13 protein-coding genes and 1 riboswitch are annotated in these 13,952 nt (G+C 42.1%); of the genes, 12 read left to right on the top strand and 1 reads right to left on the bottom strand.

Features of this window, described 5'->3' with window-relative positions; all coding sequences use genetic code 11:
- The first annotated feature begins 87 nt into the window (after positions 1-87).
- Complete coding sequence (locus EEL30_20685) at positions 88-1,698, top strand: acyl--CoA ligase (protein ID QDX94488.1); 1,611 nt, start codon at positions 88-90, stop codon at positions 1,696-1,698.
- Positions 1,699-1,911: 213 nt separating this feature from the next.
- Here the strand turns inward: EEL30_20685 and EEL30_20680 are convergent, their stop codons facing one another.
- Positions 1,912-2,022 (bottom strand): YjcZ family sporulation protein, encoded by a 111-nt coding sequence (locus tag EEL30_20680; protein QDX94487.1) that lies wholly within the window; start codon positions 2,020-2,022, stop codon positions 1,912-1,914.
- 154 nt (positions 2,023-2,176) lie between these two features.
- Here EEL30_20680 and EEL30_20675 point away from each other — a divergent pair, with 154 nt between their 5' ends.
- From EEL30_20675 to EEL30_20625, 11 genes are all read left to right on the top strand, one after another.
- Positions 2,177-2,410: a group-specific protein gene (locus EEL30_20675; GenBank protein ID QDX94486.1), complete on the top strand. Its 234-nt coding sequence runs from the start codon at positions 2,177-2,179 to the stop codon at positions 2,408-2,410.
- Between the two features lie 400 nt (positions 2,411-2,810).
- Positions 2,811-3,134 (top strand): thioredoxin, encoded by a 324-nt coding sequence (locus EEL30_20670; GenBank protein ID QDX94485.1) that lies wholly within the window; start codon positions 2,811-2,813, stop codon positions 3,132-3,134.
- Positions 3,135-3,247: 113 nt separating this feature from the next.
- The gene (locus EEL30_20665) at positions 3,248-4,294 is read left to right on the top strand and encodes an ABC transporter substrate-binding protein (protein ID QDX94484.1); all 1,047 of its coding nucleotides are present in this window, start codon (positions 3,248-3,250) and stop codon (positions 4,292-4,294) included.
- A 32-nt stretch (positions 4,295-4,326) separates the two neighbouring features.
- Positions 4,327-5,238: an ABC transporter permease gene (locus EEL30_20660; protein ID QDX94483.1), complete on the top strand. Its 912-nt coding sequence runs from the start codon at positions 4,327-4,329 to the stop codon at positions 5,236-5,238.
- A 5-nt stretch (positions 5,239-5,243) separates the two neighbouring features.
- On the top strand, positions 5,244-6,041 hold the full coding sequence (locus tag EEL30_20655) for an ABC transporter ATP-binding protein (GenBank protein QDX94482.1): 798 nt from the start codon (positions 5,244-5,246) through the stop codon (positions 6,039-6,041).
- Between the two features lie 67 nt (positions 6,042-6,108).
- Positions 6,109-7,332: a branched-chain amino acid ABC transporter substrate-binding protein gene (locus EEL30_20650; GenBank protein QDX94481.1), complete on the top strand. Its 1,224-nt coding sequence runs from the start codon at positions 6,109-6,111 to the stop codon at positions 7,330-7,332.
- Between the two features lie 70 nt (positions 7,333-7,402).
- Positions 7,403-7,513, top strand: a riboswitch (SAM riboswitch).
- Positions 7,514-7,657: 144 nt separating this feature from the next.
- A complete protein-coding gene (locus EEL30_20645) occupies positions 7,658-8,737 on the top strand; it encodes a LacI family transcriptional regulator (GenBank protein QDX94480.1) in 1,080 nt (359 codons plus the stop codon).
- Positions 8,738-8,816: 79 nt separating this feature from the next.
- Complete coding sequence (locus EEL30_20640) at positions 8,817-10,310, top strand: sugar ABC transporter ATP-binding protein (protein QDX95839.1); 1,494 nt, start codon at positions 8,817-8,819, stop codon at positions 10,308-10,310.
- 2 nt (positions 10,311-10,312) lie between these two features.
- Positions 10,313-11,314, top strand: coding sequence for an ABC transporter permease (locus EEL30_20635; GenBank protein ID QDX94479.1), 1,002 nt, complete (start codon positions 10,313-10,315; stop codon positions 11,312-11,314).
- Positions 11,315-11,416: 102 nt separating this feature from the next.
- The gene (locus EEL30_20630; protein ID QDX94478.1) at positions 11,417-12,508 is read left to right on the top strand and encodes a dipeptide epimerase; all 1,092 of its coding nucleotides are present in this window, start codon (positions 11,417-11,419) and stop codon (positions 12,506-12,508) included.
- A complete protein-coding gene (locus tag EEL30_20625; protein QDX94477.1) occupies positions 12,505-13,485 on the top strand; it encodes a peptidoglycan endopeptidase in 981 nt (326 codons plus the stop codon). Before EEL30_20630 ends, EEL30_20625 begins: the two co-directional genes overlap by 4 nt.
- Positions 13,486-13,952 lie beyond the last annotated feature (467 nt).

Here is a 13,952-nt window from a genome sequence, read left to right as displayed (position 1 = left end):
TAAAAATTCGTCTTATAAAAAGGAATTTTCAGAAAATAAATAGAATTGCTTACTAATGAACAAATACATCTGAGGGAGGAGTTTATCATGTCAACAGATAAACTTAGAGAAAATGGGGAGCTTGAGATTCCACCACTGTATAACTTTGCAGCTGAAGTAGAGAGGTATGCTCTTTTGCATCCAGAAAAAGCTGCACTGGTGATAGTGTCAGAAGATGGTAAAGAAGAAATGCTCTCCTATGAACAATTACGCATTTACATGAATAAACTTGTGAACGCTTTCTTGCGCTGTGGGATTGCTCGCTATGATAAAGTGCTCGTATTGGTGCCACGTGGGATAGAAGCATATGGTATTTATTTAGCTCTGTTAAAAATGGGTGTTGTCGTGATGCCTGGCTCCGAAATGCTAAGAGGCAAGGATATTGCATATCGTGCCAATCATGCAGAAGCTAAGGCAATCATTGCTACTAAAGAACTGTTGTCGGAAATGGAGGGTATTCGAAGCGAGTGTGAGTCACTGGCTTATTTTATTTCCGTAGGGGAGCGGAGGCCAGGCTGGCAGGAGCTATCTGATATTCTTGAGGGAGTATCAGAAGAAGCTGAGACTGTGGATACTGGCTCGGATGAACTTGCCTTTTTATCCTATACGTCTGGAACGACTGGCGGTCCAAAAGGTGTCATGCATGTGCACGGTTGGCCGTTCGCTCATTTGGCTGTGGCGGCTACATACTGGCTTGATGTTCAGGAGAATGATATGGTTTGGGCAACAGCGGGTCCTGGATGGGCAAAATGGGTGTGGAGTCCGTTTGTATCCACTTTGGGTAAAGGGGCAACCGCTTTTGTCTACAAGGGGAAATTTGGACCTGATACCTACTTATCTTTATTACAAAAATACCCAATTTCGGTGATGTGCGCCACCCCGACGGAATATCGATTAATAGCTAAAATGCCAGATCTGGAAAGCTATAAACTCAAAGCTTTGCGCTCCGCTTGCTCAGCAGGTGAGCCGTTAAACCGTGAAGTAATCGATACGTTCCGCCGTACCTTTAACCTGACTGTACGGGATGGATACGGGCAAACAGAAAATACCTTGTTGGTTGGTACATTTGTTGGTGTAGAACCACGACCAGGTTCGATGGGACGACCTTCTCCTGTCGTGCGAATTGCAATTATCGATGAGGAAGGCAATGAAATGGAAACAGGGCAAGTGGGCGATATTGCAGTAGATCGGGACATGATTGCCTTATTTAAGGGCTATTTGAACGACCCAGAGCGGACACAGCGTGCTTTTCGCGGTGACTGGTACGTGACGGGGGATCAAGGGCGTCAGGATGAAGAAGGTTATATTTGGTTTGAGGGTCGTTCTGACGACATTATTATTTCGGCTGGCTATACCATTGGACCTTTTGAAGTAGAAGATGCTTTAGTAAAGCATCAGGCAGTGGCTGAATGTGCTGCGGTGGGTAGTCCAGATCCCGACCGAGGCCAAATTGTAAAAGCATTCGTTGTATTAAAACAAGGAGTGGAAGCTTCAGATGATCTAATTAAACAGTTGCAAGTGCATGTAAAAAGCTTGACCGCTCCTTATAAATATCCACGTAAAATTCAGTTTGTCAGTGAGTTGCCAAAAACTACTTCCGGAAAAATCAGGCGAATAGAGCTACGCCAGTTTGAAAAGGCTTCAGAGGGAATAGAATAGTCTTGTGGATATCATGCAAAAAGACGCCTGTGTATTTGGCGTCTTTTTACTCTGTTTGTGAATCAGATATAGAGATGTTGATCTAACTCACTTAGGAAACACCGTCATATGACCTACTAGTAGTAGCGCTTTATATAAGTCTGTCATGATTGCTGGTTATTATGGAATGTTGGTTAGGAATGTTGGCTATTTCCTACTCTAGTGTTTCATTGCCTAGCAGCGGGAGCCGCAGTCCAAGCAGCAACTGATAATCACTAAAAGAATGAACAACACGAGGATACAAGAGAAATCGCCACAACCATTACCACCAAAGATACTTGACATTCATATCACCCTCCTTTGTCTCTGCCCTATATTCATATGACACGAGTGGGTGGATGGTTATTGACGGAGATAAAGTTTTTGCGCCCAAAAAGATGGAAGCTTGGTCAAAAACAGGTTATGGTAAGAATAGAAACACCGAAAGGAGGTAGTGAAAATGGGGGAGTGCAAGCTGGATCACAGTCAGGCAGACGTCTTGCAAAAATGGGCGGATCAACAGGTCTATTTGCCACAATCATTAGCAGATCAGATTCAGTCCTTTTTGCAAAAGGAGCTGTCACAATCGACTTTGAACGAACTGTTCCATGCACTTAAAAAGTACGATTTGGCAGGAGAGAGCGAGCGTGCTGTTCGCAACCAAAAGCTACAGGAACTCATATCTCGAACGTAGATAAGAAAAAGCACTCACCAAAGAGTGCTTTTTTGCAGGGTGTCAATCTATAAGAGTCGTAACTATAAGAAGAGGGGAGACAGGATTTGTTAGCGAAGGCCTGGCAAAGCTACCTGCTCATGAAGTAAGATGTTATCTAGAATTGTTATGAGTCGTATTTTCCCCTGTTTTTGGTGGAGTGCTGCGTGATCCAGCAGAAGCAGTCGTTGGACGTTTAGTCGTATTGTTATGTTTGGACATGGTGCTACCTCCTTTCTACACAAAACTGATCTGACCCATAGTATGGCTTGTCTTGTCACAAACATTCGTTGTTCCTTGCCTATCCATCCTTCATCAGCCAAGCTATACCTATTAGTGTGTAGTTACGAACTACCTTTGTAAGGGAAGGGGGAGAAATTATATGCATGAGATAACAGATTACAAAAAAATAATTCAGGAAGACCTATTACAGGCAGAATACTCGGTATTCTATCTGTATACGCCGCTGTGTGGTACCTGTCAAATCGCTAGTCAAATGGTTACATTGTTAGAGCAACTCTTTTCGGAGGTAATGTTTTATCGAGCTAATATTAATATTCATAAAAAGCTAGCACAAGAATGGCAAATTACTAGTGTCCCATGTCTCATTATTTACCAGCGTGATAGAGAAGTAGCTCGAAAATATGCCTTCGAATCCGTACCTGACCTATATTCTTGGATACAATCATGTACTATATTTATCTAGTAATCGGGCTAATGTCCGATAAAATAATTTTCGTACTCTTCAAAAAACCATTGATTAATGGTAACATAGTTTTACTGTATAGATATTTTTAGAAAGTAGAAGGGGGATTCTGTGTGAAAGGTAAAACAAGGAAGGCAAAGTTCATTTTGGGTATACTAACAACACTAATGCTTCTGATTGCAACGGCATGTAGTCAGACAAGCACAGCACCAGCTAATAACCAAAGTGGTTCTGTTGCTACACCTCAAGAGACTGAAACAAAATTTTTAAAAGTCGGAATTGTCCAAATAATCGAACATCCTGCTTTGGATGCAGCGAAGGACGGTTTTATAGCCAAAATGAAAGCAAACGGTTTTGAAGAAGACAAAACTGTGAAGTATGATCTTCAATCTGCGCAAGGGAATATGGATACAGCGATTCAAATTGCCAAAAAATTCGCTGGTGACAAGGTTGACCTCATTCTTGCCATTGGCACCCCAGCTGTCCAAGCTGCGGCACAAACTACCACAGATATCCCTATCCTTTTTACAGCGGTGACAGATCCAGTATCCGCCGGATTAGTTAAATCAATGGATAAACCAGGTGGCAATGTATCAGGTACCACAGACATGAACCCCGTAGAAGAGCAATTATCTTTGATTAAAAAATTAAAAGCAGATGCGAAAAATGTAGGCGTAATTTATAACGCTGGGGAAGTTAATTCCAAAGTGCAAGTAGATAAAGCTAAAGAGGTAGCTGGAAAATTAGGTTTAACGATTACAGAAGCTGCCATAACAAACCCGACAGAGGTAAAACAAGCGGCGGAATCCATGATAGGTAAAGTAGATTCCTTCTATGTACCGACAGATAACATGGTAGTAGCTTCCATATCAGCTGTTGTAAGTGTAGCGGAAGCGCAAAAAATCCCTGTGGTTGCGGGGGAAGAGAATTCCGTAAAGAGTGGAGCGATTACAACTTTTGGTATTGACTACAGCTTGCTTGGTGCCCAAACCGGAGATATGGGTGCTAAAATTCTCAAGGGAGAGAGCAAGGTAGGTGAAATGCCTATCGAGTCTCAAAAAGAAATGAAGCTGGTCATCAATAAAAAGGCTGCGGAAAAAATGGGAATAACATTACCAAAAGATTTATTAGACCAAGCCGCACAAACGTTTGACCAGTAGGAAAATGACATAAGAACCAAGAGGAGGAACCAATGACCATTGCAATCATTGGCGCAATTGAACAAGGTCTGCTCTTCGCAGTCATGGTGCTGGGCGTCTTTTTAACCTTTCGAATTCTGAATTTTCCTGATTTGACGGTGGACGGAAGTTTTGCCATGGGAGGAGCTATCGCAGCTACATTTATCATAGACGGGATGAATCCGTTTCTGGCAACCCTGATTGCAATGGTGGGTGGCGCGATTGCAGGAGCATTTACTGGTATTCTGACGACAAAAGGAAAAATTAATGGGCTTCTGGCGGGAATTTTAACCATGATTGCCCTATATTCAATCAATCTCCGAATCATGGGCAAAAAGTCGAACCTACCACTTTTGCGTGAAGAGACACTTTACACGAAAGCCCAAGAGGTTTCGATTTTTGACTTTCAAATCTATGGTGTTTCACTGACGAGCACTATCGTTTTTCTAATCATGGTCATAATCCTAAAATTGATCATTGATTGGTTTTTGCATACGGATTTGGGGCTAGACATTCGAGCTACAGGTGATAATGATAGGATGATTCGGAGCTTTGGTGCTAATACAGATACGACTACCATTATAGGTCTGGCGTTATCAAATGCACTTGTAGCGGCGTCTGGGGCTTTGGTGGCACAATATCAAGGTTTTGCAGATGTAGGAATGGGGATCGGAATGATCGTCATTGGACTTGCTTCCGTCATTATTGGAGAGGTACTGTTTGGGACAAAGAGCATCATGCGACTTACGCTTGCAGTTATTCTGGGTTCGATTGTGTATCGATTGGTTATCGCTTTTGCCCTACGTGCAGGTTTCCTTGCATCCGATATGAAGCTAATAACAGCGATTATTGTAATCGTTGCCTTAATTCTGCCAAACATGATGAAGGGCGTCTGGAAAATTGGAAAAACGGTGAAAGGGGGATAACGACCATGTTAGAGATAACCAATGTAGGCAGAGTATTTAACCAAGGTACTGTGAATGAAAAAATTGCGCTTACCAACATTAACTTAAAGCTAGCACATGGTGATTTCGTGACAGTGATCGGTAGCAATGGTGCAGGAAAATCCACTCTGATGAATACGATTTCCGGCGGTATTATCCCCGACACCGGAAATATTTTCATTGATAATCAAGATGTAACAAAACAGGGCGAGCATAAGCGAGCAGCGCTGATTGGTCGTGTGTTTCAAGATCCAATGGCAGGCACGGCTCCCCATATGACGATTGAGGAAAATTTGGCTATTGCCTATTCCCGTGGTCATCGCCGAACGCTTTCCCTTGGTGTAAACAATAAAAAACGGGCCTTTTTTCAAGAAAAATTAACAGTATTAGATCAAGGATTGGAAAATCGTCTGAAAACGAAGGTTGGCTTTTTATCAGGTGGACAACGTCAGGCGCTTAGCTTGTTGATGGCTACGTTTACCAACCCAAAACTACTATTGTTGGATGAACATACGGCTGCCTTGGATCCAAAACGTGCTCAGTTAATTGTTGATCTGACTCGAAAAGTAGTCGAAGAAAACAATTTGACTACACTCATGGTTACTCATAACATGGAGCAGGCCCTACATATGGGGAATCGGTTATTAATGCTCCATGATGGGAAGATCATTCTGGACCTTCCTCAAGAGATAAAATCGCAGATGACAACGAAAGATTTGTTGGAAGCGTTTGAGGAAGCGAGAGGCGGAGAGGCCTTTACAGAAGATCGTTTTATTTTAGCGTAAATCTATTTTTAAAACATAAAAAATTCAGAACATTCAACCAAGATGAATGATGAAAGAGGGACAATTCATGAAAGTAAATAAAAAATCGCTTGCACTTGTATCTTCTATCTTATTGGCTGGAGCAGCTTTATCAGGTTGTGCAGGAGGAAATAATGCAAGCTCAGGTGGCACAAAACAACAAGGCGGAGGTGAAGGAGGAAGCACAGCGGCAGGTGGTGACAAAATTGTTATAGCTCTGGTTGGACCTCTGTCTGGATCTGCTTCTGACTATGGAGATTCTGCTAAAGCAGGGGCTGAATATGCACTGAAATTAAAGCAAAAAGATTTAAAAGACTTAGGCTTTAACGTTGAATTAAAACCGCTGGATGACCAAGCAGAACCAAAACAAGGGGTCGTGAATGCGCAAATGGCGATTAACGACAACAACGTCTTAGCGGTTGTGGGTCATGTGACAACTGGTTCATCTTTGTCTGCTGTAACGGCTTATGAAAAAGCTGGTTTGGTGATGGTATCTCCTTCTACAACAGGTCCAGACTTTACTGAGGGTGGTAAAAAAGTAGCTCACCGCATTTGTGCACGCGATGACCAACAAGGAAGTAAGGCAGCTATTTATGCGAAGAATACCTTGAATGTGAAAAATGCGATGCTGATTCATGATAAACAAGCCTATGGTCAAGGTCTAGCACAAGAAGTGAAAAAGCAATTTGAAACAGATGGTGTTTCTGTTGTTGGCTTTGAAGGATTGACTGCTGGAGAGAAAGACTACAGCGCAGTTGTGAACCAGGTGATGGCTAAAAAACCTGAAATGATCTACTTTGGTGGTTATTATGCAGAAGCAGGTATTCTGATCAAACAATTGCGTGATAAAGGGTTTACTGGTGTGTTTATGGGCGCAGATGGTCTTGATTCCGTTGAAATGTTTAAAATTGCTGGACCAGCAGCGGAGGGTGTCGTGTTTACTTCCACTGTTGGTGATGTAGCGGCTACAGAAGACGGCAAGAAATGGATTCAAGAATTTGAAAGCTCTACAGGCAAAAAGTTAGGAATCTTTACATCATTTGGCTATGATGCGATGGCGGTAGCAATCAACGGAATTGAGGAAGCTGCCAAAGCGAATGGCAACAAAAAGCCAACTCGCGCCCAAGTGTTAGAGGCAATTCACAAAACACAGGACTTTAAAGGTCAATTCGTAAACGTCTCTTTCGATGATAAAGGTGACAATAAAAACGCCCAAGTGTTTATTTATAAATACGCAGGCGGCTCTAAGAAATTTGAAGGTGAAGCAAAATAAGTTATTGACATCGTTTAGGCCACAGGTGTAATATCTGTCTTAAGAAAAACGTTACAAAATTTAAAATACTCTCTTATCAAGAGTTGGCTGAGGGACTGGCCCGATGACGCCCGGCAACCTAATGTCTGTATGACAAGACATCAAGGTGCTACCTCCTGCAGGGAAACCTGAGAGATAAGAGGCGTAGTGGGTCTTCATGTACACAAGCCTCTTTTCCTTAGGAAAAGGGGCTTTTTTGCATCGTGTAGTACACAGCTCAGTGATCCGCCGCATACTGTACATTTTTGCACACACAACAGAGAAATTGTAAAAAGGGGAGAGACATATGAGGGGTACAATCAACAAAACAGTTGTTTATTTATTCGCAATTTTCTTTTTATTAGGGAGCGTACTAAGTGGTTGTGGGACAGCATCCACAACAAAAGCAACGCCAACAGATAATGTGACAGCATCAGGTAGTGAAGCGAAAGGGAATCAACCTACAACGGAAAAGAAAAAGAGAATTGCGTTGGTGGTGCAATTTAATATCGGGTCATTCTCTTCTCAATATATTGCTGGCGTGAAAGAAGAAGTGGAGAAGCTAGGTGGAGAATTGACCGTGTTGAGTGGGGATAATGATCTTGCTAAAATGGCTTCACATTTGGACGCGGCAGTTACGCAACAATTTGATGGCATTCTACTAGACCATGGTCGAGCAGATAGCTTGACACCAGGTGTTCAAAAAGCATTGGTCCAAAAAACACCAATTGTTGCTTTTGATACAGGGTTAGATGTTCCAGGAGTAACGGTGGTAGAGCAAGATGATATCAAGTTGGCTGAACAAACATTAAACAAAATGTCAGAAGATGTAGGTGGTAAAGGAAATATTGTGAAGATTTGGGTAGCCGGTTTCACTCCAATGGAACGGCGCCAAATCGCTTATAAAGCATTTATGGACAAAAACCCGGGCTTGAAAGAAATTGCTGCATTTGGCTCGGCGTCTGCAAATACGGCTCTGGATACACAAGCACAAATGGAAGCAATCTTAAAGCAACATCCCAATAAGGGGGATATTACAGCCGTTTGGACTGCTTGGGATGAATTTGCAAAAGGGGCAACTCGTGCAATTCAACAAGCAGGCCGCAATGAAATTAAGGTATATGGCATCGATATGAGTGATGAAGATTTACAGATGATTCAAGATCAGACATCACCTTGGGTTGCAACGGCAGCCGTAGACCCTTCTGATATTGGACGGGTACAGGCACGTTACTTGTTTAAAAAGCTTAACGGTGAGCAAGTACCCGATAAAGTAAGCTTAAACCCTGTATTAGTCACACGTGAACAATTGCCTAAAGAGCCAGTGAAAATGGCTGATTTGAAAAAGTACGTGAAAGAGTGGGGCACTAGTACGCAAGGCCAATAGAAAGGGTTTAGTGTGAGGGGGTTTGGCAGATAAGATGCCAGACCTCTTGTACAATCCGCGCATGGAAGGGGAGAGCACGTTGACAGCATTAGAAATGAAGGGAATCAAAAAAGCATTTCGCTCTGTTCCGGCTTTACGCGGTGTAGATTTTGATGTAAAGCCTGGTGAAATTCATGCTTTGTTGGGGGCGAATGGAGCAGGAAAGAGTACATTAATGAAAATTATGACAGGTGCTTATGAGCTAGACGCAGGTCAGATTTTCGTAGATGGAAAGGAAGTTAATCTGACACAACCACAAGATGCCAAAGCTCATGGAATCCAGTGTGTGTATCAGGAAGTAGATACAGCTCTCATTGGATACGTAAGTGTTGCAGAGAACATTATGCTAGAAGGATTTGTTGGAGGGAGACGCTCTCCTTTTATCAACTGGCGAAGTTTAGCGGAGGAAGCAACAAAAGCACTGAAACGTTTGGGCCTTGACTTACCGATTCAAAAAAAGGTAGAGGAACTAACTCTATCGGAAAAGCAGTTGGTTCTATTGGCAAAGGCTTTGGCACAAAAAGCCAAAATAATTGTGCTAGATGAACCGACTGCACCCTTAAGTCAAGCAGAAACTGTGCAGTTGTTCCACATCATTAAGCAATTACGTGAGCAAGGGATCGGTATTGTATTTATCTCACACAGATTGCCAGAAGTGTTTGAAATTAGCGATCGAATTACGGTGCTACGAGATGGCGAACAGATTTTGAGCAAGCGAACAGAAGAAACGAACCCGCACGAAATCATTACAAGTATGCTGGGAAAAACACTGACCCATGAATACCCAAAAGAACAAGTCAAAATAGGGGATCAGCTGCTTGAAGTAAAAAATATACAGGCTGGCTCATATGTACGAAACCTTTCCTTTACAGTACATGAAGGAGAAATTGTAGGAATTGCAGGCTTAGTTGGTGCAGGGAAAACAGAATTAGCCCGAGTATTATTTGGTGCTGATCCACTGGCATCGGGAGAAGTGTACAAGAGGGGGCAAAAGGTGAAATGTACATCGCCAAAAGCAGCCGTTGATCAAGGAATTGTATTGGTTCCTGAAGAGCGTCGAAAAGAAGGTATTGTTATAGAAGAATCAGTAGCAGCTAATTTAACTTTGCCAACACTTCAAAATTATAGTCGACTCGGTTTCTTACGCCCTATGTTAGTAAATGAAGCTGTGGAAAAGCTAATTCAAAAATTACAGATCAAGGTGGCTAACCCTCAGATGTCCATCGGTTCGTTAAGTGGAGGAAATCAGCAAAAAGTAGTTATTGGAAAATGGGTAGCAACTGAATCTGACATCTTTCTGTTTGACGAACCCACGAAGGGTGTAGACATAGGAGCCAAATCGGAAATTTATAAAATTATTGGAGAGCTAGCTAAAAATGGGAAAGGGGTAGTGTACCTTTCTAGTGAGTTCGACGAGATAGTAGGGATTGCTGATCGTATTTTAGTTATGTACGACGGAGCCTTTGTTAAAGAACTTAGCCGAGCAGAAGCAACACAGGAAACCATCATGTACTACGCGAGCGGAGGACAGTAACAATGGCACAAGAAACAGGTAAAGAAAAACTCTTGCACATCCTTTTTCGATATGGAACGTTAGGATTTATTGCGTTCATTATCATTTTTTTTAGCATTGTAAATGAGTATTTTTTCACGTTCAACAATATCACAGGCATCTTACATTCTATATCTATCGTTACATTGGTAGCTATCGGGGTCACTTTTACTTTAATTGTAAATGGCTTTGATATGTCAGTAGGATCTATCGTATCATTAGCTTCCGTCGTGTCGGCATCCATTATGGTTTGGTTTGAACAAAGCATTTGGCTCGCTGTCTTGGTACCGATACTGGTTGGTGGTCTCATTGGATTGTTCAATGCATATCTTGTAGTAAAAGTTAGAATTCCTGACTTGTTAGCAACGTTAGCAGCTCTCTACATTGTGAAAGGAATTCATCTGGTCTATACGAAAGGTTACTCCATTACTTCTAAAATGGTGATGCCAGATCAGACGACAGCACCAGGCACGATTTCCCCGACCTTTTTAAAAATTGGACAAGGAACAATTGCTAACATTCCGATCGCCGTTATCATCATGATAGTAGCTGTGGTGTTGGTGTATATTTTTCTACATTACACGCGTTACGGACGATTGCTCTATGCGATTGGTGGCAACCGAGAAGCGGCTCGTCTGTCGGGGATTCCGGTTGATCGCTATCGAGTGTTAGCTTATCTGTTATCTGGACTCTTTTGTGGATTGGCCGGGGTTCTGATGACAGCGCGTATCGGTACAGGTCAAGTGGATGGAGGCGCTCCTCTATTAATGGATGCCGTCGCAGCAGCCTTTGTGGGATACTCCGTGTTAGGCGCAGGTAAACCAAATGTCGGGGGGACTTTTGTAGGTGCTGTATTGATTGGTGTACTCTTGAATGCTTTGACGATGCTGAATTTACCTTATTACGCACATGATATTGTAAAGGGTACAGTGTTAATTTTGGCATTGTCAGCTACCTACTATCAGTTGAGACATCGTTCTCAATAAGGTTTTGGATGGGCGAACCCAGGGAATTTTGGTATACTACGGATATTAATTAACGTGTAATTTACTGAAGTATTCCATAATTCTAACAACTGGAGGTTTCTCATGATTATTACTGACATAGAGATCAAACGGCAATTTGTGCCGCTGATTAAACCTTTTAAAACAGCCTTGAGAACGGTGATTACTTCAGAATCGATCATTGTAAAAGTGACGACTGATAATGGATGGCATGGCTTTGGTGAAGCTCCTGCAACTGTGGTCATCACTGGTGATAGTCTCGATAGCATTGAGGGCGCTATCTTGTGTATTATTCGTCCCCAATTAGTCGGAAAATCTTTGTCTAACTATGAAGATATCTTTCATACGTTGCATGGTTGCATTGTGGGTAACAACAGTGCCAAAGCCGCAGTAGATATGGCTATTTACGATTTAGTATCACAAAAAGCCCAAATGCCGTTGTATCAGTTTTTAGGAGGATATCGCAACAGTATGGAGACCGATTATACGGTCAGTGTAAACTCGCCTCAAGAGATGGGAGAAGACGCTGTTGCCTATTTGCAAGCGGGATTTGATACACTTAAAATTAAGGTAGGTAAAGATAAGATTGAAAATGATATCATTCGTATTCAGGAAATTCGCAACCGTGTCGGCAAACAAGTAAAAATTAGACTGGATGCTAATCAAGGTTGGGGAGCTAAGGAGGCGATCTACTCCATTCGCAAAATGGAAGAGATGGGATTGGGTATTGAATTAGTAGAACAGCCAGTTAAAGCGCATGATATTGAGGGTCTAAAGATGGTCACGGACCATGTGGATACACTAATCATGGCTGATGAAAGTGTGTTTGGTCCCTTGCAAGCTTACGAAGTACTAACAAAACGAGCCGCAGATTTGATCAATATCAAATTAATGAAAGCCGGCGGCATCTACAAAGCCCAACAGATTAATCAATTGGCTGAGTTATGCGGTGTGGAGTGCATGGTGGGTAGTATGATTGAAACCAGATTAGGAATTACTGCGGCAGCTCATTTTGCTGCAAGTAAGAAAAATATTACCCGTTTTGACTTTGATGCGCCATTGATGCTACAGCATGATACAGTTAAAGGTGGCGTCATTTATGAGGGGCGCTTGATGAAAGTAACCGATGCTCCTGGATTAGGCATTACAGATGTATTGGAGGTAGAACCAACATGAGTAAAAGCGAACAGCAGTATGTCGTAAGTGTAAATGTAGCAACTCTTTGGACATCTCCTGATTCACCACGTGAGTTGGATCAGCTTGCCTTGCAAAATCCTACTAAACTTCCTGAGTGGTTGAGTGTTCTTGGTTATAATGAGCGATTGGAATTATGTGACACAAACAAAACACAGACGCAGATATTGTTTGGAACGATTGTTCAAGTAGAAGAAGAGACCGAAGCTTGGATCAAAGTGCTCGTTAGTGATCAGCCTTCTCTAAAAAATGAGAATGGTTATCCTGGTTGGATGCCGCGTAATCAACTAGCCCTTGTTAATTGGCCTATACCTACACCAGATGAGTTAATTGCTATCGTACAAGTGAGCAAAGCGCATATGTATGTTGAAAAGACATGTACTAGCAAAGACGTTGGTGATAAAGCAATAGGGGTAGAATTAAGCTATTTAACTGCACTGCCTGTCGTCGAACAAGAAGATATGTGGGTACGAGTACTAACACCAATCGGAGATCGATGGCTGAAACAAGCAGATGTTGCCATCCGTAAACGTAATGAGAAAGTTGATGTGTCTGGAGAGCTCATTGTGCAAGCAGGTAAGCAATTTCTTGGTTTGCCCTATCTGTGGGCTGGAGCCTCTTCTTTTGGCTATGATTGTTCTGGATTTGCCTACTCGATGCACAAAGCATTTGGTAAAATTATTCCGCGCGATGCTTCCAATCAGGCTAGATTTGGCTTGGAGGTACCGCTTGACCAGGCACAGCCGGGAGATTTGCTGTTTTTTGCTTATGATCAAGGGAAGGGCGCTGTTCATCACGTAGCTATCTCCCTTGGAGGTACCCGTATGATTCATGCCCCCAAGACAGGCAGATGCGTGGAAGAACTAGAGATTAAGGGCCATCCTGAGTATGAGCCAGAATTATGTATTGCCAGCAGGTACTGGCATTTAGCAGAACCTGTTGTCATTCATGCCAACTAGCGAACATGCAACAAGCCTTCTCTGTTCTGTATAGATTGAATAAATCGAACATCCCGTCTTGTCACTAGAGAAGTGATTACGGGATGTTTTTATAAATCCATATCTAATAGAGGAAAAAACAAAAAACTGCTCTCTAAAGAGAAGCAGTTAGGAAGGAATTGCAGGAAATAAAAGGAAATCATGACATGGAATCACATAGTAGAGTTTAAGAGCTTCTTTTTGGGCCAAACAAAAAGAAAACGCCTCCAATGGCTAAAATAAAGATAGAAATCAGGAGTGTAAACATATGGGAACCTCCCTTTGAGAGTAAAAGTGATGAAAGAAAACAAGTGAAATCTTTGTGTCTTTCTTATAATAACACAATTTTAACACATTTTTGTAACAATGTATTCATTAGTTTGCCCTGTCCTTAAAAGAAAAACTTGATAACATAAGAGGAGACTCTTCAAGTTACCAAGTTTTTATAA

This window comes from Brevibacillus laterosporus (genome assembly GCA_007833815.1).
Classification (GTDB): domain Bacteria; phylum Bacillota; class Bacilli; order Brevibacillales; family Brevibacillaceae; genus Brevibacillus_B; species Brevibacillus_B laterosporus_D.
The sequence above is the reverse complement of the archived record's forward strand: the minus strand, read 5'-3'. Positions and strand labels throughout refer to the sequence as shown.